Genomic DNA, 23,612 nt, shown 5'->3' with positions numbered 1-23,612 from the left:
GCGCCCGGAGAGCCGAGTGTGAATCGGGTGCGAATCGGGTGGCGCGCTCCTCTGGACGCGGGGGCGAATCGGGAGTTCTCTGGCAACGGGGGCATGGGGGCGACAAGGAATCAGGAGCGCTCTTTCGATGACACCGACGCCGACGGCGACGCTGGTCGCGCGGGACTGGGCGGAGATCCAGGAACGGATGCTGGTACCGCTGTACGAGGCGGTCTACGACCGGCTGGAGGTCGGGCCGGGCGACCGGCTGCTCGGCCTCGACTGCGGGGCCGGGCTGGCCCTTCTGCTGGCCTCGGGCCGGGGAGCCCTGGCCACGGGTGTGGAGGCGGATCCGGCACGCCGGACGCTGGCCCGGGAGCGCCTCCTGGAGGTCCTCGCGGCCCCGCCCGCGCCCGCGGTGCCCTACGACGTCCTGCTGGCCTTCTCGCCCACCCCGGGCGCCCTGGCCGCGGCCCTGCCGGCGCTGCGCCGGCCCGGCGGAGCGGTGGTGCTGGCCGACTGGGGCCCGGCGGAGCGGTGCACGGTGCCCTCGGTCCTGGGCGGCGGGCCCGCGCCGCGGGACCTGGACGCGACGGCGGCCGCGTTCGGGCTGGTGCCGGACGGGTCGGGGCGGGTGTTCTGCCCCTTCGGGTACGCCGACGTGGACAGCGCGGTGCGCGGGCTGCTGTCGACCGGGCTGTACGAGTGCTCCGACCCGGTCCAGGTGGAGAAGGAACTGGCGGAGGCGCTTCACCCGTACGAACGGGGTGACGGGGCCGTCTGGCTGCCGAACATCTTCCGGTACGTCATCGCCCGTACGGCCTAACCCGCGTGACCGTTGCCGTGCGGGGCTGTGGATCAGCCCCGCACGGCGCTCACTTGTGGAGGCGGGGGATGCCCGCGGCGGCGTAGGCGGCGGGTTCGTCCAGGGTTTCGTTCGCCATCAGGGCTTCCGCGAGGGCGTCCAGCTTGTCGCGGTTCTCGCGCAGCAGGCGGCAGGCCTTGTCGTAGCACTCGTCCACGATCCGGCGCATCTCGTGGTCCACCGCGTCGAGGGTGGCGGGGGCCGCGGACAGTCCGTAGGGGCTCTGCCCGTCCGAGGGGATCGCGGTGAGGCGGCCGATGCGCTCGCTCATGCCCCAGCGGCCGACCATGCCCCGGACGATGTTGGTGACCTGTTCGAGGTCGTTCTCCGCGCCGGTGGTGATGACGTCGTAGACGACGTGCTCGGCGGCCATTCCCCCGAGTGCCCCGATGATGCGGCCGCGCAGGTACTCCTCGGTGTACGCGTACCGGTCCGCGTCCGGCGTCGAGAGCGTCACGCCGAGCGCCCGGCCGCGCGGCACGATGGTGATCTTGCGGACCGGATCGGCGCCCGGCTGGAGCATGCCCAGCAGGGCGTGCCCGCCCTCGTGGTAAGCGGTGCGGCGGCGATCCTCGTCCGACATGACCAGCGGCCGTTCCGCGCCGAGCTGGACTTTTTCCAGCGCGTCGGAGAGGTCCGACTGGGTGACCTCCTTCTGCTGGCGCTTCACGGCGAGCAGGGCGGCCTCGTTGGCGAGGTTGGCCAGTTCGGCTCCGGTCATCCCCGGCGTCGTACGGGCGACCTGCGCGAGGTCGACGCCGTCGGCGAGCGGGATGTCCCTGGTGTGGATGCGGAGGATCGCCTCCCGGCCGCTCTTGTCGGGCGGGGACACGACGACGGTGCGGTCGAAGCGGCCCGGACGGGTCAGCGCGGGGTCCAGGACGTCGGCCCGGTTGGTCGCAGCCAGGACCACCACACCTTCGGAGCCGGAGAAGCCGTCCATCTCGGTGAGGATCTGGTTCAGGGTCTGCTCGCGCTCGTCGTGGCCGCCCATGCCCGCGCCGCCGCCGCGCACCCGCCCGATGGTGTCGATCTCGTCGATGAAGACGATCGCGGGGGCCACTTTCCGCGCCTCGGAGAAGAGTTCGCGCACCCGGGACGCACCGACGCCGACGATCATCTCGATGAACTCCGAGGCCGAGGCGGAGAAGAACGGCACTCCGGCCTCGCCGGCGAGCGCTCGCGCGAGCAGGGTCTTGCCGGTGCCGGGCGGGCCGGCGAGCAGGACGCCGCCGGGCATGCGGGCGCCCATCTTGCGGTACTCGTCCGGGTTCTTCAGGAAGTCCACGACGTCGTTGAGCTCGCCCTCGACCTCGTCGATGCCGGCCACGTCCTCGAAGGTCGTGCGCTTGGCGCCCTCCAGCTCGACCGGCTTGGGCGGCGTCTTGCGCCCGAGCCCGCCCATGCCGCCGCCCATCGCCGATCCCATCCGGCGGGCGATGACCACCCACAGGAGGACCAGGAGCAGCATCGGGGCCAGGGAGATGAGCAGGTTGGCCAGGAAGCTGCGCTGTTCGACGACCGGGGAGGCGGTGACGACGACGTTCTGCTTGGTGAGGTTGGCCCACAGGTCGTCGTCGGCGAAGGCGGGCCGCTGGGAGACGAACTTCTTGTAGTTGCCCTTGTCCCCGTCCGGCTCGGGCTGTTCGGTCTTCAGCTCACCCTGGATGGCGTCGCCCTTGGCGTAGATCTTCGAGACGTTGCCGTTCGCGACCTGCTTGCTGAACTCGGTGTACGAGATGGTCGGCTCGTCGCCCTCGTTGAAGAAGGACAGCACCAGGTTGGTGATCAGGTAGACGATCAGGGCGGTGAGGATCAGGCCGCGCCAGCCGCCGGGCATCCGCTTCTTCGGCGGCGGGGCGGGGGGTGCGCCTTCGGAGCGCCAGGGCGTATCGGCCCGGTCGCGGGGCGGTACGGGGGTGGGGCTGGGCACGTGGCCTCCTTCTGCCGTCCTCCCGGCCGACCATAAGCGACAAACCGGACGGTCGCCCCCGGCGGCGGGCCACACGGCGAAGCCCCGGCCGGAGTGGTCCGGCCGGGGCTCGCGTGGCTCCGTACTACTGCTTCACGAACTACAACTTCACGAACTGCTACTTCATAAACTTCTTGAACTCGTCCGGAAGGTCGAAGTCCTGACCGGGCTGGGCGCCCCCGGTGGGAAGGCCGAACGGGTTACCGCCGGCGGCGGGCTCGATCGCCTCCGGACCCGCCTCGCGGCGCGCGGCTGCCGCGGCCTCTTCTTCCTTGCGCTTCATCGGGTTGCCGCTCTTGCGCTTGCCCTTGGCCTGCTTGACCTGCTTCTTCTGCCGGCCGGGGCCGCCGCCCATCCCGGGGATGCCGGGCATGCCCGGCATGCCGCCGCCCTGGGCCATGCGGGACATCATCTTGCGGGCCTCGAAGAACCGCTCGACGAGCGACTTGACGGCGCTGACCTCGGTGCCGGAGCCCTTGGCGATGCGGGCGCGGCGCGAGCCGTTGATGAGGTGCGGGTCCTGGCGCTCGGCCGGGGTCATCGACTTGATGATCGCGGCGGTGCGGTCCACGTCGCGCTCGTCGATGTTGTTGATCTGGTCCTTGATCTGCCCCATGCCCGGGAGCATGCCGAGCAGCTTGGAGATGGAGCCCATCTTGCGGACCTGCTCCATCTGGGCCAGGAAGTCGTCGAGCGTGAACTCCTTCGGGCCCTTCTGCAGCTTGGCGGCCATCTTCTCGGCCTCGGCCTGCGAGAAGGTCTTCTCGGCCTGCTCGATCAGGGTGAGCATGTCACCCATGTCGAGGATCCGGCCCGCCATGCGGTCCGGGTGGAAGGCGTCGAACTCGTCGAGCTTCTCACCGTTCGAGGCGAAGATGATCTGCTTGCCGGTGACGTGCGCGATGGAGAGCGCGGCACCACCGCGGGCGTCGCCGTCGAGCTTGGAGAGCACGACGCCGTCGAAGCCGACGCCGTCGCGGAAGGCCTCCGCGGTGTTGACCGCGTCCTGGCCGATCATGGCGTCGACGACGAAGAGGATCTCGTCCGGGCTGACGGCGTCGCGGATGTCCGCGGCCTGCTGCATCAGCTCCTGGTCGATGCCGAGGCGGCCGGCGGTGTCGACGATCACGACGTCGTACTGCTTGGTGCGCGCGTACTCGATGGAGTCCTTGGCGACCTGGACCGGGTCGCCGACGCCGTTGCCCGGCGCGGGGGCGTAGACGGCCACGCCGGCCCGCTCGGCCACGACCGAGAGCTGGTTGACGGCGTTGGGGCGCTGGAGGTCGCAGGCGACGAGGAGCGGGGTGTGGCCCTGCCCCTTCAGCCACAGACCGAGCTTTCCGGCGAGGGTGGTCTTACCGGCACCCTGGAGGCCGGCGAGCATGATCACGGTGGGCGCGGTCTTGGCGAAGCGCAGCCGCCGGGTCTCGCCGCCGAGGATGGAGACCAGCTCGTCGTTGACGATCTTGAGGACCTGCTGGCCCGGGTTCAGGGCCTTGGAGACCTCTTCGCCGCGGGCGCGCTCCTTGACGTTCGCGATGAAGGAGCGGACGACGGGGAGGGCGACGTCGGCCTCGAGGAGGGCGATACGGATTTCCCGCGCCGCAGCGTCGATGTCCTGCTCGGAGAGGCGGCCTTTGCCCCGGAGGGACTTGAAGGTCGCGCTGAGGCGGTCGGAAAGCGTATCGAACACGGTGGTCGCGATTCCTCGGGTCAGGGGGCGTGTGGTCGTCCCCAGGGTATCGGGCCGCGCCACCCCCCTGGCCCTGCGGGCGGCATTCCCCACCCCGCCCCTTCCCGCTGCGCCGGATCTTGCGGCTCGGCCGCGTGGCGGGGCTCCGCCCCGGCCCCCGAACGCGCGCTCCGCGCACGTGCCCTCAAACGCCGGGCGGGCTGAATTGCCGCTGCGCGGCAATTTCAGCCCCGCCGGCGTTTGAGGCGCGGGTCCGGGCAGAGCCCGGGGAACGGTGGAAGGGCGGGTAGGGGACAGCCCCCGCAGGGCCCCCTACGCCAGGGCCGCCTGGACCGAGCCCGCCAGGGTCGTCGCCGCCGACGCGGTCAGGGGTTTGCCGTCGGCGTCGACCACGTACACCGTGTCCACCGCGTTCGCGCCCAGCGTGGACACGTGCGCGCTCCGCACCCGCACCCCGGCGGACTCCAGCGCGCGCCCGATCCGGTGCAGCAGCCCGACCGCGTCGGGGGCGCGCACCTCCAGGACCGTGGCGAGCGAGGAGACCTCGGGCACCACCGTGACCCGGGGCGGCGGCGGGACCACCCCGCGCCGGCGCGGGTACGCCGCCTCGCGGTCCGCCAGCTTCGACGGGACGTCCAGCGAGCCGTCCAGGGCCCGCACCAGATCGGTGCGCAGCCGTGCGGCCTCCGGCAGGGAGCCGTACTCCGCGGCCACCCGCCAGCGCAGGACCAGTACCTCGCCCAGCCGGTCCGGGAGTTCCATCGAGCGCAGGTCGGCCGCGCGCACGGTGAGCCGGTGCAGTGCCAGTACGCCGGCCACCGCGGGCAGCACGCCCGGCTGGTCGGGGACGGCCACCACCAGTTCCACGCCGACGGCGTCCTCCTCCTGGCGGGCGTGCAGGGCCAGGACCGGCTCCCCGGTGCGCAGCGCCTCCACCGCCAGGCGCTCCTGCTCCGTGGTCGGGATCTCCAGCTCCGTCGCCGCCGGGGCGGCGCCGCGCAGCACGGCGGCGACCCGGGCGACCAGGTCGGCCACGAGCGAGCCGCGCCACGCGCTCCACGCCGCCGGGCCGGTGGCCAGCGCGTCGGCTTCCGTCAGTGCGTGCAGGATCTCCAGCGTGCCGGGCGAACCGACCGCCTCGGCGACCGCCTTGACCGTCGCCGGGTCGTCCAGGTCCCGCCGCGTGGCGGTGTCGATCAGCAGCAGGTGGTGGCGTACGAGCGCGCCCAGCACGGCGACATCCTCCGCGTCGAAGCCCACCCGCAGCGCCATGTCGCGGGCGATCGTCTCGCCGGCCACGGAGTGGTCGCCGGGCCAGCCCTTGCCGATGTCGTGCAGCAGCGCGGCCATCAGGAGGAGGTCGGGGCGGCCCACCCGGCGGGTCAGCTCGGAGGCCCGGACGGCCGTCTCCACGAGGTGGCGGTCCACGGTCCAGGTGTGCACCGGGTTGCGCTGCGGCCGGCACCGCACCCGCTCCCAGTCGGGCAGCAGCTTCGTGATGATCCCCTCGGCCTCCAGGGCCTCCCACACGGCCACCGTCGGCTCCCCCGCGCCCAGCAGGGTCAGCAGCTGCTCCCGGGCCTCGGCGGGCCACGGCACCGGCAGCGGCTTCGCCTGCGCCGCGAGCCTGCGCACGGCGTGCAGCGAGACGGGCAGTCCGGCCTGGGCGGCGGCCGCGCCGAAGCGCAGGGGCAGCACCGGGTCGCGGTCGGGCCGCGCGGCCAGGGCCAGTACGGCCTCGCCGTCGGACTCGACGACGCCTTCGGCGAGGGGAGCACGCTCCGGTACGGAGCTGCGGGTGCCGAGCAGCCCGCGGAGCCGGGGGCGGGCGGACCGCGCCCGGAGCACGCGCCCGACCTCGCGCCAGGTCACGTCACCGGCGTACGAGACCACCCGCGCGGCCTCGTACACCTCCCGGAGCAGGGCGTCGGCGTCGAGCAGACCGAGCTGCGCGGCGACCGGTGTCTGTTCCTGGAGGGAGAGCCGATCGGTGGCGCGGCCGGTCACCAGGTGCAGCGCGTCCCGGGCGTCGAGCAGCCGGCGCCGGGCTTCGGCGAGGCCCTCGCGCGGGGCGTCGGCCAGCCAGGACGCGGCGACGGCCCGCAGCGCGGTGACGTCGCGCAGTCCCCCGCGGGCCTCCTTGAGGTCGGGTTCCAGCAGGAAGCGGAGCTCTCCGGCGCGCTCGGCCCGCTCGCGGCACAGGGAGTGCAGCTGGGGCAGCCGCTTGGCGGCGTGGTTGCGCCAGTCGGCCAGGACGGAGGTGCGCAGTCCCGCGAGGAGCCCGGCGTCGCCCGCGACGGGCCGGGCGTCGAGCAGTCCGAGGTGCACCTTGAGGTCTTCGGCGGCGGTCTTGCGGGCTTCGCCGGGGGTGCGCACCGAGTGGTCGAGGGCGAGGCCGAGGTCCCAGACGGGGTACCAGAGCCGGTCGGCCAGGGCGGCCAGGGCCCGCGGTTCGGCCTTGCCGTCGTGGAGCAGGACCAGGTCGAGGTCGCTGCGGGGGGAGAGTTCGGCGCGGCCGTAGCCGCCGACGGCGACGAGGGCGGCGCCCCGCACGCCCGTCTCCCGTACGGCGGTGGTGAACAGCGCCTTCAGCCAGTCGTCGGTCAGGGCCGCCAGGGCGGAACGCCGGGAAGGCCCGGACCGCGACTCCTCCTGGAGGAGTCGCAGCCGGGCCGCGGCGTATCCGCTGGGTCCCTGGTCGGCGGTGTTGCCGCCGTCAGTGGTCTCTTCGACACTCGTCACCCAGAGGTTCCCATCACCTAGAGCGCTTCAGCGCCACGTTCGCCGGTGCGGACCCGGATGACCGAGTCCACGGGGATGCTCCACACCTTGCCGTCGCCGATCTTGCCGGTCTGGGCGGCGTCGACGACGATCCGCATCACGTCTTCCGCGTCGCCGTCCTCGACGAGCACCTCTATGCGGATCTTCGGTACGAGGTCCACGGTGTACTCGGCACCCCGGTAGACCTCGGTGTGTCCGCGCTGGCGGCCGTATCCGCTGGCCTCGGAGACGGTGAGTCCCTGGACTCCGAAGCGGTGCAGGGCTTCCTTGATCTCGTCGAGCCGGTGCGGCTTCACGATCGCGGTGATGAGCTTCATGCGTCAACCTTCTTGCTCGCGGCGGCAACAGGGGCGGGGACTGCGGTGCTCCGGGAGGAGGAGCCGCCGCCGGCTCCGCTGAAGTCGTAGGCGGTCTCGGCGTGTTCGACCTGGTCGATGCCGGAGACCTCGTCGTCCTCGGTGACCCGCATCCCGATCGTCTTGTCGAGGAGGAAGGCGAGTACCGCGGATGCCACGAGAGAGTAGGCGAGGACGGCGAAGACTCCGATCGCCTGCTTGCCGAGCTGCTCCAGGCCGCCGCCGTAGAAGAGGCCCGCGACGTCGGACTGGACCCCGCCGGTGGCGAAGAGGCCGACGAGGAGGGAGCCGAGGACGCCGCCGACGAGGTGGACGCCGATTACGTCGAGGGAGTCGTCGTAGCCGAGCTTGTACTTCAGGCCGACGGCCATGGCGCAGACGACACCGGCGATGACGCCGATGGCGATCGCGCCGAGCGGGGAGACGGCGCCGCCGGAGGGGGTGATGGCGACGAGGCCCGCGACCGCGCCGGAGGCGGCGCCGAGGGTGGTGAAGGAGCCGTGGCGCAGCTTCTCGTAGCCGAGCCAGGCGAGCATGGCGGCGGCGGTGGCGACCTGGGTGTTGACGAACATGACCGCGCCGACGCCGTCGTCGTTGCCGAGCCAGGAGCCCGCGTTGAAGCCGAACCAGCCGAACCACAGCAGGCCGGCGCCGAGCATCACGAGCGGGAGGCTGTGCGGGCGCATCGGGTCCTTCTTGAACCCGACGCGCTTGCCGATGACCAGGATCACGCCGAGGGCCGCGGCGCCCGCGTTGATGTGGACGGCGGTGCCGCCGGCGAAGTCGATGACCCCGAGCTCGAAGAGCCAGCCGCCGGCGCCCCACACCCAGTGGGCGACGGGGAAGTAGACGACGGTGACCCAGAGGGCGATGAACAGGGCCCACGCGCTGAACTTGACGCGGTCGGCCAGCGCACCGCTTATCAGCGCCGGGGTGATGATCGCGAACATCAGCTGGAAGACGGCGAAGACGTAGACGGGGATGGTGTAGCCGTCCCACAGCTCGGTGATGCCGATGCCGCTGAGTCCCACGTAGTCGGAGGTCCAGCCGATGAGCGAGCCGGAGTCGGCGCCGAAGGCGAGGCTGAATCCGTAGAGGACCCAGAGGATCGTGACGATCCCGAGGCTGATGAAGCTCATCATCAGCATGTTGAGGCTGCTCTTGACGCGGACCATGCCTCCGTAGAAGAAGGCGAGTCCCGGGGTCATCAGCATGACCAGGGCGGAGCAGATGAGCATGAACCCGGTGTTCGCGGAAGACAGCGTGGGTGCGTCTGCCGCGAGGGTCGTGATGGCTGATGCCATCGGCGTCTCCTCGTCGTCGGTACGTTCGCGTGCGGGCGATCGTGAAAACCTGAGCGGCGCTGGTTCGTGAATCAGGCCTGAGGGTGTTCCGGCCCGGGGGCTGGCCGGTTATTGGCCCTGAGATTCGCGCAGGCCGGTTTCCGGCGGCGCCGCTGGGTGTTTCGCGTCGATGACGAAGAGGTCTTGCGTGTTACGCCTCCATGAACGAGTGGTTCATGGAGGGGCCGGTGGAAAACCCGGCCGCGGCGATGACCCGGGGAACCTGGCTGGGGGAGCCTGATCGGGCTTCACGGGGTGACTGCCGCGGCCGGGGGCCTTGGGGCGGCCGGGTGGCCGTCAGACGGCCTCCGCGGCCTCTGGGAGGCGGGAGGCGAGGTGGTCGGTCAGCCGCACCACGTCGGCGACGTCGCCGTACTCACGCGCGGCGGTGTCGACGGTCTTGCGCAGCCGGGTGTTGACCCGCTCGGACCGCACCTTTCCCGCCACGTCGAGGGCACGGCCGACGAGGACCGTGGCCTGCTCGGGCTCGCGCTGGAGCAGGTGCACGGTGGCCATGCCGATGAGGTTGAGGGCGTAGGAGCGCTGGTGCTCCTCGTCCTTCCCGAAGAGCTCGACGGCGCGCTGCATGACCGGCTCGGCGAGGGAGGCGTACATGGGGCTGCGGCCCGCGACGTAGGCCAGGTCCCGGTAGGAGTGGGAGTTCTCGCCGTTGAGCTCGGCCTCGGAGAAGAAGCGGATCCAGTCGGGCTCGGGGTCGGAGTCGAAGCCGACGTCGGAGAAGGTGTCCTCGGCCATCCGCACGGCCCGCTTGCAGCGGCTGGGCTGGCCCATGTTGGCGTAGGCGCGGGCCTCCATCGCATACAGCATGGCCTGGGTACGGGGCCCCGCGCAGTCGCGGCTGCCGTACTGGGCCAGGTGGATGAGCTCCAGGGCGTCCTCGGGGCGGCCCAGGTGGATCATCTGGCGGCTCATGCTGGAGAGGATGTACGAGCCCAGGGGCTTGTCCCCGCCCTCCTTGGCGGCGTGCAGCGCGAGGACGAAGTACTTCTGCGCGGTGGGGTGCAGGCCGATGTCGTAGCTCATCCAGCCGGCGAGTTCGGCGAGTTCGGCGGCGACCTTGAAGAGCCGCTTCATGACCGGCGCCGGGTGGTTCTCCTGGAGCAGGTCGGTGACCTCGTGGAGCTGGCCCACGACGGCCTTGCGGCGCAGTCCGCCGCCGCACTGGGCGTCCCACTGGCGGAACATCACGGTGGTGGCTTCGAGGAGGTCCACCTCGGGCTCGGAGAGCCGGGGCGGCCGGTGGCCGCTCAGGGCGCCCGTCGGCCCCGCCTCCCGGGGCCCCGGGTCGGCGGCCGGGACCGGTACGAGCCAGCGCTGCATGGGCTCGATGAGGGCGGGGCCGGCGGACAGGGCGAGCGAGGTCCCGAGGAAGCCGCGGCGGGCCAGCATCAGGTCGCTGCGGGAGAACTCGCCGAGCAGCTCGATGGTCTGCGGGCCGGCCCAGGGCAGGTCGACGCCGGAGACGGAGGGGGTCTGGTGGGCGGTGCGCAGGCCGAGGTGCTCGATGGCGACGACGGAGCCGAAGCGCTCGGAGAACAGCTCGGACAGGATCCGCGGGACGGGCTCGCGGGGCTGTTCGCCGTCGAGCCAGCGGCGGACCCGCGAGGTGTCGGTGCTGATGTGGTGGGCGCCCATCTGGCGGGCGCGGCGGTTGACCTGGCGGGCGAGCTCGCCCTTGGACCAGCCGCTGCGGACGAACCAGGACGTCAGCTGCTCGTTGCGGACGGTGGCGTCCTGCGGGGAGTCCTGCGCGGCATCCCGCGCGGAGTCCCGGTCCGGCATGCCGGCGGACGACACGTCGGACTCCGCACCCGTTCCGCTTGCGCCGTTGCCGCTCACTGGAACGCCCCCATCCGTCAGCCTCTTCAACACGAAACCCAGTCGGGAAACGGTCTTCACAGGTCCTTCACGCCATGCCGCCGGCATACCCGCGAACACGTCTACCTTCGCGCTTCGTGCACCGAAAGTAATCCTACGATCACCCCTTCGGCGAGGTCGATCCCGGAAACGCCACCATTCGCCACCCCTTCGAATGAACTCGCCACCCGCCAGGCGCGATTCACTTGACACGAAGGCAGAACCGATCGGTTGGACAGGAGTGCGCCGGGGCGCGCACGGCGAGGAGTGCGCCGGGTATCCGGTCGGCCGATGTCGTCACCAATGTCGTAACCACCGGCACGTCCGACCCGTTGGAGGGGGCATGGGCATGGGCTTCACGATCGGCGGCAGCCGCGGCACCAAGGAGTTCCGTTCCGGCGCTCGGCGCCGCGGCCGGACGTCGGAGTGCACGACGGTGGCGGAGTACACCGGACTCTGGGGCTGGGACGTGGTCCCCGGCGCCCGGGCCGCGGGGCCCGCACGCGACTGTTCCTGCGGTCATACGAGTTGTGGTGCGCCGGGGGCGCATCCGCTGGCCCTCGCTCCGACGGTCCCGGCCGGCGCCACCCTCGACGAGGTCACCGAGACCTGGAGCGGATACCCGGGAGCCGCCGTACTGCTCCCCGTCGGCCGCTCCTTCGACGTCATCGAGGTCGCCGAGGAAGCGGGGCGGCGGGCACTGGTCCGGCTGGAGCGGATGGGGCTGCCGCTCGGCCCGGTGACCGCGACCCCGGACGGCCGGGCCCAGTTCTTCGTCGCCCCGGGGGCGGCGGCCGGGCTGCCGCAGCTGCTGTACCGGATGGGCTGGGACGACGCCGGTCTCGATCTGCGCGCCCTGGGCCAGGGCTCCTACGTCACCGCCCCGCCCTCGGACTTCGCGGGCCTCGGCCCGGTGACCTGGATGCGCCCGCCGGCTCTGGACTCGGCCGGGGATCCGCCCCAGGCCCGCCTCCTGCTGGGCACCCTCGCCTACCTCTGCCACCGGCTGCGCCGCTCCTAGCTCCCCCCCCATGGCAGTGCCCCCGGGTCCTTTGGACCTCGGGGGCACTGGCCGGTGTAGGAGCGTCGGGAGCGTTCAGTCGCCGATCAGGGCGTCGACGAAGGCTTCCGGCTCGAAGGGCGCCAGGTCGTCCGCGCCCTCACCGAGGCCGATGAGCTTGACCGGGACGCCGAGCTCGCGCTGGACGGCGATGACGATGCCGCCCTTGGCGGTGCCGTCGAGCTTGGTCAGCACGATGCCGGTGATGTCCACGACCTCCGCGAAGACGCGCGCCTGGGTCAGGCCGTTCTGCCCGGTGGTGGCGTCCAGGACCAGCAGGATCTCGTCGAGCGGGCCGTGCTTCTCCACGACGCGCTTGACCTTGCCGAGCTCGTCCATCAGGCCGGTCTTGGTGTGCAGACGGCCCGCCGTGTCGATGAGCACCACGTCGGCGCCCTCGGCGATGCCCTCCTTGACCGCGTCGTAGGCGATCGAGGCCGGGTCGCCGCCCTCGGGGCCGCGCACCGTGCGCGCCCCGACCCGGTCGCCCCAGGTCTGGAGCTGGTCGGCGGCGGCGGCGCGGAAGGTGTCCGCAGCGCCGAGCACGACGCTGCGGCCGTCGGCGACGAGCACGCGCGCGAGCTTGCCGGTGGTGGTGGTCTTGCCGGTGCCATTCACGCCGACGACCATGATCACGGCGGGGGTGTCCACGCCGCTCTCGGTCTTCACCGCGCGGTCGAAGTCGGTGCCGAGGAGCGCGACCAGCTCCTCCTTCAGCAGGGCGCGCAGATCGGCGGGGGTACGGGTGCCGAGCACCTTGACCCGCTCGCGGAGCCGGTCCACCAGCTCCTGGGTCGGCGCGACACCGACGTCGGCGATGAGGAGGGTCTCCTCGATCTCCTCCCAGGTGTCCTCGTCGAGGTGCTCGCGGGAGAGCAGCGTGAGCAGCCCCTTGCCGAGCGTGTTCTGCGACCGGGCGAGGCGGGCGCGCAGCCGGACCAGGCGGCCGGCGGTGGGCTCGGGCACCTCGATCTCGGGCGCGGCCGGAACCTCGGCGACCGGGGCTTCGGGCTCCGCGACCGGGGCCTCGGCCTCGGGCAGCACGACCTCTTCGATCGTGCGGCGCGGCTCTTCCGCCGTCGGTGCGGCGTCCTCCCCCACCTGCGGCTCGGCGGGCGGGGCAGTGATGGTCGGCGTGCTGGGCGGGGCCGTGGGGGGCAGCTGCTTCTTGCGGCTGCTGACCACGAGCCCGCTGATCGCACCGACCGCGACCAGGGCGATGACTACGGCAAGGATGAGGATTTCCATAACCCACCCAGTATCGGCCACGCGCACCCCGGGGCGGGGACCCTGGATGTTCGTACCAGGACGTAAGCCTCTGTTTGTGCTTTTTGTTGCAAATCTACGATGATGAACAGTCCCCCCACGCCCCGCCTCCCCCACGGAGTACACCTATGCCTGCCGAGACCGCCGTCGAGTCGCGCGGCCTGGAGCCCGTCCCGGACGCCGAGCGCCGCGGCCGGGTCCGCGAGCTCGTCCCGACCTGGGTCGCCGCCAACATCAGCGTGCTGCTGCTGACCATGGGCGCCGGTCTCGTCATCTTCAACAAGCTGAACATCTGGCAGGTGCTCGTCGTCGCGATCGCCGCGCCCGTGGTCTCGTACGGGCTCGTGGGGCTCATATCCATCGCGGGCAAGCGCGGCGGCTCCCCCGGCATGGCGCTCTCCCGGGCCGTCTTCGGCCAGCGCGGCAACCTCTTCCCCGGCGCCCTGATCTGGGTCGCCCGCTGGGGCTGGGAGACCATCAACGCGGTCAGCGGCGCTTACGCCGTCCTGACCGTCCTCGACCTGGTCTTCGGCATCAAGAAGAACACCCCGCTGATCGTCGTCACCCTGCTCTTCTTCGTCGGGTGCACCTTCCTGGTCTCCGGCCTCGGCATCAACGCGCTGCGCGTCTGCTCCAAGTGGTCCACGTACTTCTTCGGCGCCTTCAGCGTGCTCGTGCTGGGCTACCTGATCGCCGAGACCGACTGGTCCGCCGTCTTCGCCAAGCCCGCCGGCTCCACGGCGATGATGATCGCGGGCATCGGCACCATCGCGGCCGGCGGCATCAGCTGGGTCCCCTCCGGCCCGGACTTCACCCGCTACCTGCCCCGTACCGCCTCCGCCCGGGGCATGGTCGGCGCGACCATCGGCGGCGCGGCCGTCGTCGTGATCCCGATGGTGCTCATGGGTGCGGTGATGGCCGTCGCCACTCCCGACCTGGCCACCGCGCAGGACCCGGTGTCCTTCATCGGCGAGCTGCTGCCGACCTGGATCGCGGTCCCGTACCTGCTGATCGCGCTCGTCGGCATGCTGCTCATCAACTCGATGTCCATGTACTCGGCGGGCTTCACCGCCCAGACCCTCGGCATCAAGGTCCCGCGCGCTGCGGCGGTCAGCGTCAACGCCGTCATCAGCCTGGTCTTCGGCTTCCTGCTGATGGTGGTCGCGACCAGCTTCTTCGGTTCGTTCATCTCCTTCCTGACCCTGCTGGCCGTGGCCTTCTCCGCGTGGATCGGCGTCTTCGGCGTGGACATGCTGCGCCGCACCTCCTACGACGGGGCCGCGCTGCTGGACACCACGCGCACCAGCGCCTACTGGTACCGGGGCGGTTTCGCCTGGCAGGCCATGACCGCCTGGGGCCTGGCCCTGGTGGTGGGCCTGCTGTTCACGAAGGTCGACTGGTTCAGCGGTCCGCTGGCCACCACCTGGATCGGGGAGAACGGCCTGGGCTGGGCTGCGGGCATCGTCACCTCGGCCGCGCTGTACGCGGTCCTGCCGCGCACCCCGGCGGCTCAGGTCCCGGTCGCGGCGACCGGGGCCCCGCGGGAAGAGCGGGTCCCCGCCGGATCCCTGTCCAACTGACGCCACGTCAGCTAACGTCCCCCTTCGCCCGCCCACCCACCTCCGGCGAAGGGGGACTTCTCCATGCCCATCACCGTGGCCCGGTTCAACCTCATCGACCCGAACGGCACCCCGGAAACCCTCTCCGCCCGCTACAAGGCCGCGCTGGAGATGGCGAAGTACGCGGACGACCGCGGGATCGACACCATCCAGACCGAGGAGCACCACGGCACCGACAACAACTGGCTGCCCTCCCCCTTCGCCTTCGCGGGCGCGGTCTTCGGCGCCACCCGCCGGATCGCGGTCACCGTCTCGGCGATCATCGGCCCGCTGTACGACCCGCTGAAGGTGGCCGAGGACATCGCGGTCCTCGACCTGCTCAGCGGCGGCCGCCTCGTCACGGTGGCCGGCATCGGCTACCGGCCCGAGGAGTACGAGCAGCACGGCGTGGAGTGGGGCCGGCGCGGCAAGCTCCAGGACGAGCTGCTGGAGACCCTGCTGAAGGCATGGACCGGCGAGCCGTTCGAGTTCCGCGGCCGTACCGTACGGGTCACCCCGCGGCCCTTCACCCAGCCGCACCCGCTGCTCCTGGTCGGCGGCAGCTCGGAGGCGGCGGCCCGCCGGGCGGCCCGCCTGGGGCTGCCGTTCTTCCCGAGCGCGCACCTGCCCGAGCTGGAGGCGTACTACAACGCGAAGCTCGCGGAGTACGGCACGGAGGGCTTCTGCATGATGCCGGCGGCCGAGACCCCGCTGCTGCACATCGCGGAGGACCCCGACCGGGCGTGGGACCAGTACGGCGAGCGGTTCCTGCACGAGGCCGGGATGTACGCCTCCTGGCAGTCCAAGGACATCCGCAGCGCGGTGCGTTCGGGTGCGACCACGGTCGCGGAGCTGCGCGCCGAGGGCGTGTACCGCATCCTGACCCCGGACGAGGCGGTCGCGTACGCCCGCGGCGCCGGCGAGGCGGGGAACCTGGTGCTGCACCCGCTGTGCGGCGGGATGCCCGTGGACGAGGGCTGGCGGAGCCTGCAGCTCCTGTGCGAACAGGTGCTGCCCCGCCTCAAGGACTGAGACGGGGCAGCCACGAGGGGGCCGTTGGCGGGGGTGGTCAGCCCATCTCCTCCAGCGACTTGCCCTTGGTCTCCGGCACCCACTTGAGGATGAAGGGGATCGAGAGCACGGCGAAGACCGCGTAGATGACGTAGGCCCCGGACAGGTTCCAGTCCGAGAGCGTCGGGAACGAGACGGTGATGACCCAGTTGGCGATCCACTGGGCGGCGGCGGCCACGCCGAGGGCCGCGGCGCGGATGCGGCCCGGGAACATCTCGCCGAGCAGGACCCAGACCACCACGCCCCAGGACAGCGCGAAGAAGAGCACGAAGCAGTTGGCCGCGATGAGGGCCACAAGTCCCTGGGTGTGCGGGAGGGCGATGTCGCCGCCGCTGGTGTCCTTGTAGGAGAAGGCCCACGCGGCGAGCGCGAGGGAGATCGCCATGCCCACGGACCCGATGAGCGCGAGGGGCTTGCGGCCGATGCGGTCCACGAAGACCATCGCGATCACCGTACCGATGATGTTCACGACGGAGGTCTCGAAGGAGTACAGGAACGAGGAACTCGGGTCGATGCCGACCGACTGCCAGAGCGAGGAGCTGTAGTAGAAGATCACGTTGATGCCGACGAGCTGCTGGAAGACGGAGAGGCCGATGCCGATCCAGACGATCGGCAGGAAGCCGAAGCGGCCGCCGAGGAGGTCCTTGAACGTGGACTTCTGCTCCGAATGAAGGGCGCGGTCGATCTCGCGGACGCGGGCGTCGGCGTCGATGCCCTCGCCCTCGACCTCGCGCAGGACCGTCTTGGCCTTCTCCATGCGGCCGGCCGAGACGAGGAAGCGCGGGGACTCGGGAATGGCGAAGGAGAGCAGCCCGTAGAGCACGGCCGGGACGACCATGACGCCGAGCATCCACTGCCAGGCTTCCAGGCCGCCGATCTTCCCGCGCTGGTCGCCGTCGGCGAGGTTCAGGATCCCCCAGTTGACGAGCTGGGAGATGGCGATGCCGATGACGATCGCGGCCTGCTGGAACGAGGCGAGCCGGCCGCGGTAGGCGGGCGGGGAGACCTCTGCGATGTAGGCCGGGCCGATCACCGAGGCCATGCCGATGCCGAAGCCGCCGATGACGCGCCACATCGCCAGGTCCCAGAGCGCGAAGGGCAGGGCGGAGCCGATGGCGCTGGCCGTGAAGAGGACCGCGGCGATCTGCATGCAGCGGATGCGGCCGATCCGGTCGGCGATCCGGCCGGCGGTGGCCGCGCCAAGGGCGCAGCCGATCAGGGCCGCGGCGATCACCTGGGCAAGGGTCGCCGAGCCGACGTCGAAGCGGTCGCGGATGGCCTCGACGGCGCCGTTGATGACGGAGCTGTCGTAGCCGAAGAGGAATCCGCCCATGGCGGCCGCCGCGGTGATGAAGATGACGTGGCCGAGGTGGTCGGGCTGCGATACGTGGCCGCCGGCTGAGGCCTGGGGCGGCGTCGTGCTGCTGCTCAAGGTGCGCTCCTGCGTGCCGGCTGCGGTGACGAGGCGTGGGTGTGACCCCTCCCAGTGGCACACGGGTCAAGATCGGGCACCACCCGGAGGGGCCATCGGAGCGCACGTGCCCCGCATCGGCCCGGCCACACCCGACCGCGCCCGGCCGCACCCGGCCCACCATCACCTCAAGCGCTGGCTGATGACCTTCGACACCCCGTCGCCCTGCATCGAGACCCCGTAGAGCGCGTCGGCGACCTCCATGGTCCTCTTCTGGTGCGTGATCACGATCAGCTGGGAGCTCTCCTGCAACTCCTCCATGATCCGGATCAGCCGCTGGAGGTTGGTGTCGTCGAGCGCCGCCTCGACCTCGTCCATCACGTAGAACGGGCTGGGCCTCGCCTTGAAGATGGAGACCAGCAGGGCCACGGCGGTCAGCGAGCGCTCGCCGCCCGAGAGCAGCGACAGCCGCTTGACCTTCTTGCCCGGCGGCCGTGCCTCGACGTCGACGCCCGTGGTGAGCATGTTGTCGGGGTCCGTCAGGATCAGCCGGCCCTCGCCGCCGGGGAACAGCCGCGAGAACACCCCCTCGAACTGGCGGGCCGTATCCCGGTAGGCCTCCGTGAAGACCTGCTCGACCCGCTCGTCGACCTCCTTCACGACCTGAAGGAGGTCGGCCCTGGTCTTGCGCAGGTCCTCCAGCTGTTCGCTGAGGAACTTGTGCCGCTCCTCCAGCGCCGCGAACTCCTCCAGCGCCAGCGGATTGACCTTGCCGAGCTGCTGGTAGGCCCGCTCGGCCGCCTTCAGCCGCTTCTCCTGCCGGGCGCGCACGAAGGGCTCCGGCCCGGCCTGCGGATCCAGGGCCTCCCCGTCCGCGGACGGGCTCGGCGGCACCGGCTGGTCGGGCCCGTACTCGGCGACGAGCCCCTGGGCCGCCATCCCGAACTCCTCCAGGGCGCGGCTCTCCACCTGCTCGATCCGCATGCGCTTCTCGGCGCCGAGCACCTCGCCGCGGTGCACGGAGTCCGTGAGCTTGTCGAGCTCGCCCTTCAGGCCGCGGCCCAGCCCCCGGGCCTCGTCGAGCTCGCGCTCCCGCACGCCCTTCGCGTACTCGGCCGACGTGCGCTCCTCCACGGCGCGGGTCAGCGACACCTCGATGTGCGCGAGCAGCTGGCGGGCGCCGGCGGCGACGGCCCCGGCCACCTGCGCCTCGTACCGCAGCCGTTCGCGGCGGCGCTCCGCCCGGGCACGGGCCTCCCGCTCCGCCCTGGCCCCGCGGTCGAGGGAATCGGCCCGGCCGGCGAGCCCCTTCACCCGCTCCTCGTGGGTCCTGAGCTGCAGCCGGGCCTCCATCTCGGTCTGTCGCGCGTTCGCCCCGTCGGCCGCGAGCCGGTCCCTGCGCGAGGTGTCCGGCTCCTCCTCCGCCGGCATCTCCTCGGCGACGGCGAGCCGCTGCGCACACTCCTCTACGTCGGCCAGCGCCTGCTCGAGCGCGTCCTGCGCCGTGGCTGCGGCGGCGGCGGCCCGCTCGGCTTCGCCCAGCGCCCCCTTCGCCTGCCCGGCGAGCCGCCCCAGCTGCTGCGCGACGCCGGCCCGGGCCCGCTCGGCGGCCCGCCGGAGCTCCCCGAGCTCCTCGACCCGGGCCCCGGCCGCCACCCGGCGCGCCTCCGCGGCCTCCTTCTCGCCCGCCAGCACCAGACACCGGCCGTCCAGCCGGGCAAGCTCCGCCGCGGCTTCGTCGACAGCGGCCTGCACCTCGATCAGGCTCGGCACCCCGGCGGACCCGCCGTGCGCGAGGTGCGCCCCGAGCACGTCCCCCTCGGCGGTCACGGCCACCAGCTCGGGCCGCGCGGCAACCAGCGCCTCGGCCTCGTCGAGCCCCCCGACCACCACGAAGTCCCGCAGCACCCACGCCACGGCCCGCACCACTTCGGCATCCCCGACCACAAGCCCCGCGGCGGCAACCGCCCGCAACTGAGCCCCGTCGGCCTCGACGGCCGGCCCCGGCACACCCGGCGCCTCCGACGTGCGCACACCCGGCCCCGCCGGCCCCGGCGAACTCGTCCCCGCCGACGCGTCCACGCCCGGCCCCGCCGGCGCGTGCACACCCGACCCTGCCAGCGCGTGCGCATCCAGGCCGGCGGCCGGCGTTTGCAAACCCAGCCTCGCCGGCGTTTGAGGCGCGGGGTCCGGGGCGGAGCCCCGGTCTCGGGAAGGGGCGGGGTGGGGAAAACAGCCCCCGGCCCGACCCCGCCGGCCACCCCGACCCCGGAAGCGCGCTCCAGGCCCATGGGGCCGCCCGCGATCCCCGGACCCGAGTCCTGGGAGGACGCCGGACCCGAAACGGAATCCGGAGCCGCAGCCGCGACCGCAACCGCAGCCGCAGCCGCCGGCCCCGAATCAGGACCCTGCCCCTGCCCCGGGACCCCGGCCCCACCCGCACAACCGCCGGAGGCCACCGCCCCCGGAGCGATCAGGAACGCGGCCCGCCCCGCCTCCCCGTCCCGCAGGTACCGGATGGCTCCGGCCGCCGCGGCCGTCGACGTGACGGCCACCGCGTCCGCCGCCGCACCCAGCGCCGCCGCCACCGCGACCTCGTACCCCGGGGTCACGGACAACCGCTGCGCCGCCGGCCCGAGGAGTCCCTCCAGCCGCGCGGCGAGCAGCTCCGCCGTGCCGTCCTTGCGGCGCAGCCCCATCGCCAGGGCGTCCCGGCGCGCCGATACCGCCGCCCGCGAACGCTCCGCCGCCGCCAACGCGTCCCGGGCCTCGCCGAGTCCGGCCTCCGCCGCCGCCAGCTCGGCGCGCGCAGCCTCGTACTCCCCGAGCCCCGAAGCGGAACCAGCATCAGCCGCCCCCGGGACCTCCTCCTCCCCGACCTCCTCCGCCAGCGCCTCGTACTCCTCGCGCGCCTCCTCGGCCCGCGCCCGCGCCCCGTCCCGCGCCAGCACCAGCCGGTCGATCTCCGCCTGCGCCGCGCCCGCACGGGAGCGGGCCGCGCCGAGCCGGCCCGTCAGCCGCGCCAGCGCCTCGCGCCGGTCGGCGATGGCCCGCGCCACGTCCCGTAGCCGCCGTTCCTCGTCGGCCAGCGAGCGCTCCAGCTCGGCCCGGTGGGCGACCGTGTCCTCCAGCGCCCGCGCGGCGGCCTCCAGCGCGGCCTTCAGCTCCGCCTCCTGCTCGCGGATCCGGGCAGCCTCCTTCTCCATGTCCTCGGGGTCCCGGCCGTGGCGCTCCTCCTCGGCCGGCGCCGAGGCGGAGGTGACCCGGGCGTCCGCCAGCGACACCGTCCCGCGCACCCGTTCGGCGAGCTGCGACAGCTCGTACCAGGTCTGCTGTGCCCGCTGGAGCCGGGGCGCGAGTTCGCGTACGGCCTCCTCCAGTTCGGATTCCCGCCGCACCGCCGCCGCGAGCTGCGCCTCGGCGGCCTCCTTGCGCTCCTTCAGCGCGGCCTCGTCCGCGAGCTCCGCGTCGAGGGCGCCCTTGAGCGTCACGAGGTCGTCGGCGAGCAGCCGCAGCCGCGCGTCCCGCAGGTCCGCCTGGATCACCGCCGCGCGCCGGGCCACGGCCGCCTGCCGGCCCAGGGGCTTCAGCTGCCGCTGCAGCTCGTTGCCCAGGTCCTGCACGCGCGCGAGGTTGGCCTGCATCGCGTCCAGCTTCCGCAGCGCCTTCTCCTTGCGCTTGCGGTGCTTGAGCACTCCGGCCGCCTCCTCGATGAAGGCGCGGCGGCCCATCGGATCGGCGTGCAGTACGGAGTCCAGCTGGCCCTGTCCGACGATGACGTGCATCTCGCGGCCGATGCCGGAGTCGGAGAGCAGTTCCTGGATGTCGAGGAGGCGGCAGGTGTCGCCGTTGATCTGGTACTCGCTGCTGCCGCCGCGGAACATGATCCGCGTGATGGTGACCTCGGCGTACTCGATGGGCAGCGCGCCGTCGGAGTTGTCGATGGTGAGCGAGACCTCGGCGCGGCCGAGCGGCGGGCGGCCGGTCGTCCCGGCGAAGATGACGTCTTCCATCTTCCCGCCGCGCAGGGACTTCGCCCCTTGTTCTCCCATGACCCAGGAGAGCGCGTCCACCACATTGGACTTGCCGGAGCCGTTGGGGCCCACGACACAGGTGATGCCCGGCTCGAAGCGCAGGGTGGTTGCGGAGGCGAAGGATTTGAAGCCACGCAGGGTCAGGGACTTGAGGTGCACGCCGCCGGACTCTACCTTTCACGTTCGGTTTCGCCCATGAAGGTGCAGGGCAGATCAGACGCTAAAGGAAGGAGCCCCCCACCTGGCGCAACGCCGCCCGGCGGCCTTGTCCGAGGTGGGAAAGACGGAAGGAAAGCAGAGAAGGGAAGAGCGGAAAGAAAGAAGGGACGCCGAAGCGTCCCTTGCAGATCATGCGGTTCCGTAGATCGAGCGACGAGGGAGCGCGGATCAGGTGAGCGCAGGCTCCGCCTGGGGTACGTCGAGGTCGATGCTGTCAAGCAGCGAGTCTCCGTGCTGTGCGGCGGCCGCGTTCAGAGCGTCGTTTTCGGACTGGATTCGTCCGAGCTCGGACTCGAGGTCCTGGACGCGCTGCTGAAGCCGTCGCATCTCGGCGAGGAGTCGCGGGTCGGAACCGCCGACGTAACCGAGAAGCGCCTTTGCCATGATGGATGGTCCTCCACACTGAGTGACCGACCGAAGCGGTGTGGGTCGTGAGGGAATCGCACCCGCGAGGTCCGGCAGCGACTGTCAGTCACTGCATCGATCTTTGGCTGACACTGTGTACTGCCAGCACTGCCAAACAGCTCAGGTGCGCGGGGCTTCCAGCGTCTCACCAAAAAGTTTGACGGTCAACACGATCACGCCCCGTATCGGCGGGCATCCCGGCCCCCGCAAGGGGCGTGGAGATCATCCTCGTCCCCGAGCCTTCCACGGATCCGCCGCGTCGGCAACGCGTCGGCGATGAATGCGCAGTTCCGACCGCATGCGGACCATCCGGCGATGTGTTCAGTACATGATCAGTCGATCGCTCACCGGATCGCGAACCTGTCGTAGACACCGCGCGGTGTGCCCCAGATCTCTGTCACCCCGTCCACGCTCCCGGGCGTGTCGGCGCCGTGCAGCCACTCCAGGAGCCGGTGGCAATTCTCACGTTGACCTTCGGCCACCACCTGTACTCGCCCGTCGTCCAGGTTGAGGGCGAAGCCGGTCAGTCCGCCGATCTCCATGGCGTTGGCCCTGGTGAACCAGCGGAAGCCCACTCCCTGTACACGGCCGCGCACCCAGGCGGTCATCCGCACATCTTCATTCATGCCTGAACGCTAACCGGGCAAACAATTCCGGGTCACCTCACCCCCTGTCGCCATGGCGTACAGTCGCGCAGCAATGAGCTCACCCATTTGGGTGAGTAAAGGTTGATCTTGAACCGCTGATCCCGCAGTGCTGATCTCGAACCCCCAGGAAGGTGAGCCGCGATGGGACGCCACCGACTCCACGCCGCGCCGCGCCCCGGCGGCAAGCGCCGCGCCGCCCTGCGAGGCGGTCTGCTCGGCGTATCCGTGGCCGTCGCCCTCGGCACGGCCGCCGTCACCACGGGCGTCGTCCCGGTCGGCTCCGCCTTCCCCTACGTAGGGGTCACGGCCGCGGGCTCCGACGCGAAGACCGCGAACGCCAAGGCCCAGCCCTCTCCGAGCCCCGAGAGCGCGCTGGAGCAGCAGGGCGGCCTCGCCAACCTCTCCGGGCGGGCTTCCGCGGGAGCGGTCACCCCTTCCTCCTCCCCCACCCCCTCCGCGTCGCCGTCCCCGTCGGCCACCCCTTCCCCGTCTCCCTCCACGAAGCCGTCGAAGACCCCGGAGGCGAGCCCCACCCCGACCCCGGTGAAGCCGAAGCCTGCCGCGCCGAAGCCTTCCGCCCCCGCGGCCCCGGCGGCGCCGCCCACCTCGTCCGGCCACTCCGCCGAGGAGAGCGCCGTACTCACCCTGGTGAACCAGGAGCGCGCACAGGCCGGCTGCGGCCCGGTCCGGGCGAACCCGCCGCTGGCGGCGCTGGCCGGAGCCTTCAGCAAGGACATGGCCGTCCGGGGCTTCTTCGACCACACCGACCCCGACGGCAACACCCCGTGGGACCGCGCCACCAAGGCCGGGGTCTCGGGGATGGGCGGCGAGAACATCGCCCGCGGCCAGGGTGACGCGGCGGCCGTGATGAAGGCCTGGATGGACAGCCCGGGCCACAAGGCCAACATCCTCAACTGCGAGTTCCGCACCCTGGGCGTCGGCGTGTACAACGCCGCCGGCGGCCCCTGGTGGACCCAGGACTTCGGCTTCTAGCAGCCCGGACCGGCAGAGCACTGCCTTTTCGAAAGCGCGCC

General features: G+C 72.0%; 15 protein-coding genes and 1 pseudogene. 5 read left to right on the top strand and 11 right to left on the bottom strand.

Annotated features, from left to right (window positions below; genetic code table 11):
* The first annotated feature begins 127 nt into the window (after positions 1–127).
* Complete coding sequence (locus tag ACODT5_RS46770; RefSeq protein WP_422524928.1) at positions 128–805, top strand: class I SAM-dependent methyltransferase; 678 nt, start codon at positions 128–130, stop codon at positions 803–805.
* Between the two features lie 49 nt (positions 806–854).
* On the opposite strand, the gene ftsH is transcribed toward ACODT5_RS46770, so the two are convergent.
* The 6 genes from ftsH to nsdA all read right to left on the bottom strand — a co-directional run bounded on the left by ftsH (position 855) and on the right by nsdA (position 10,792).
* Positions 855–2,684 (bottom strand): ATP-dependent zinc metalloprotease FtsH, encoded by a 1,830-nt coding sequence (gene ftsH, locus ACODT5_RS46765; RefSeq protein WP_422525265.1) that lies wholly within the window; start codon positions 2,682–2,684, stop codon positions 855–857.
* Positions 2,685–2,934: 250 nt separating this feature from the next.
* On the bottom strand, positions 2,935–4,509 hold the full coding sequence (gene ffh, locus ACODT5_RS46760; protein ID WP_243337683.1) for a signal recognition particle protein: 1,575 nt from the start codon (positions 4,507–4,509) through the stop codon (positions 2,935–2,937).
* 312 nt (positions 4,510–4,821) lie between these two features.
* A complete protein-coding gene (locus ACODT5_RS46755) occupies positions 4,822–7,251 on the bottom strand; it encodes a [protein-PII] uridylyltransferase (RefSeq protein ID WP_422524927.1) in 2,430 nt (809 codons plus the stop codon).
* Between the two features lie 17 nt (positions 7,252–7,268).
* Positions 7,269–7,607: a P-II family nitrogen regulator gene (locus ACODT5_RS46750; RefSeq protein WP_422524926.1), complete on the bottom strand. Its 339-nt coding sequence runs from the start codon at positions 7,605–7,607 to the stop codon at positions 7,269–7,271.
* The gene (locus ACODT5_RS46745; protein ID WP_422524925.1) at positions 7,604–8,950 is read right to left on the bottom strand and encodes an ammonium transporter; all 1,347 of its coding nucleotides are present in this window, start codon (positions 8,948–8,950) and stop codon (positions 7,604–7,606) included. Before ACODT5_RS46745 ends, ACODT5_RS46750 begins: the two co-directional genes overlap by 4 nt.
* A 336-nt stretch (positions 8,951–9,286) precedes the next feature.
* On the bottom strand, positions 9,287–10,792 hold the full coding sequence (gene nsdA / locus ACODT5_RS46740; RefSeq protein WP_422525264.1) for a transcriptional repressor NsdA: 1,506 nt from the start codon (positions 10,790–10,792) through the stop codon (positions 9,287–9,289).
* A 424-nt stretch (positions 10,793–11,216) separates the two neighbouring features.
* Here nsdA and ACODT5_RS46735 point away from each other — a divergent pair, with 424 nt between their 5' ends.
* Positions 11,217–11,888, top strand: a complete 672-nt coding sequence (locus ACODT5_RS46735; protein ID WP_422524924.1) for a bifunctional DNA primase/polymerase — start codon at positions 11,217–11,219, stop codon at positions 11,886–11,888.
* A 75-nt stretch (positions 11,889–11,963) separates the two neighbouring features.
* Here ACODT5_RS46735 and ftsY read toward each other — a convergent pair whose 3' ends face one another.
* Positions 11,964–13,175, bottom strand: a complete 1,212-nt coding sequence (gene ftsY, locus ACODT5_RS46730) for a signal recognition particle-docking protein FtsY (RefSeq protein WP_422524923.1) — start codon at positions 13,173–13,175, stop codon at positions 11,964–11,966.
* A 146-nt stretch (positions 13,176–13,321) separates the two neighbouring features.
* Here ftsY and ACODT5_RS46725 point away from each other — a divergent pair, with 146 nt between their 5' ends.
* Both ACODT5_RS46725 and ACODT5_RS46720 read left to right on the top strand, forming a co-directional pair.
* Positions 13,322–14,773: a cytosine permease gene (locus ACODT5_RS46725; protein WP_422524922.1), complete on the top strand. Its 1,452-nt coding sequence runs from the start codon at positions 13,322–13,324 to the stop codon at positions 14,771–14,773.
* 63 nt (positions 14,774–14,836) lie between these two features.
* Entirely contained in the window at positions 14,837–15,823 is a 987-nt protein-coding gene (locus tag ACODT5_RS46720; protein WP_327255144.1) for an LLM class flavin-dependent oxidoreductase, read from the top strand.
* Between the two features lie 37 nt (positions 15,824–15,860).
* Here ACODT5_RS46720 and ACODT5_RS46715 read toward each other — a convergent pair whose 3' ends face one another.
* The 4 genes and pseudogenes from ACODT5_RS46715 to ACODT5_RS46700 all read right to left on the bottom strand — a co-directional run bounded on the left by ACODT5_RS46715 (position 15,861) and on the right by ACODT5_RS46700 (position 22,557).
* Positions 15,861–17,294, bottom strand: coding sequence for a sugar porter family MFS transporter (locus ACODT5_RS46715; RefSeq protein ID WP_422524921.1), 1,434 nt, complete (start codon positions 17,292–17,294; stop codon positions 15,861–15,863).
* A gap of 162 nt (positions 17,295–17,456) precedes the next feature.
* Positions 17,457–21,466 (bottom strand): annotated as a pseudogene (locus ACODT5_RS46710) (AAA family ATPase).
* 228 nt (positions 21,467–21,694) lie between these two features.
* Complete coding sequence (locus ACODT5_RS46705; RefSeq protein WP_030227372.1) at positions 21,695–21,910, bottom strand: hypothetical protein; 216 nt, start codon at positions 21,908–21,910, stop codon at positions 21,695–21,697.
* A 365-nt stretch (positions 21,911–22,275) separates the two neighbouring features.
* The gene (locus tag ACODT5_RS46700; RefSeq protein ID WP_422524920.1) at positions 22,276–22,557 is read right to left on the bottom strand and encodes an acylphosphatase; all 282 of its coding nucleotides are present in this window, start codon (positions 22,555–22,557) and stop codon (positions 22,276–22,278) included.
* A 162-nt stretch (positions 22,558–22,719) separates the two neighbouring features.
* Between ACODT5_RS46700 and ACODT5_RS46695 the strand changes: the two genes are divergently transcribed.
* Complete coding sequence (locus ACODT5_RS46695) at positions 22,720–23,571, top strand: CAP domain-containing protein (protein ID WP_422524919.1); 852 nt, start codon at positions 22,720–22,722, stop codon at positions 23,569–23,571.
* Positions 23,572–23,612 lie beyond the last annotated feature (41 nt).

Source organism: Streptomyces tatrensis (genome assembly GCF_049310065.1).
GTDB lineage: Bacteria > Actinomycetota > Actinomycetes > Streptomycetales > Streptomycetaceae > Streptomyces.
This window is presented reverse-complemented; position numbering and strand designations above follow the sequence as displayed.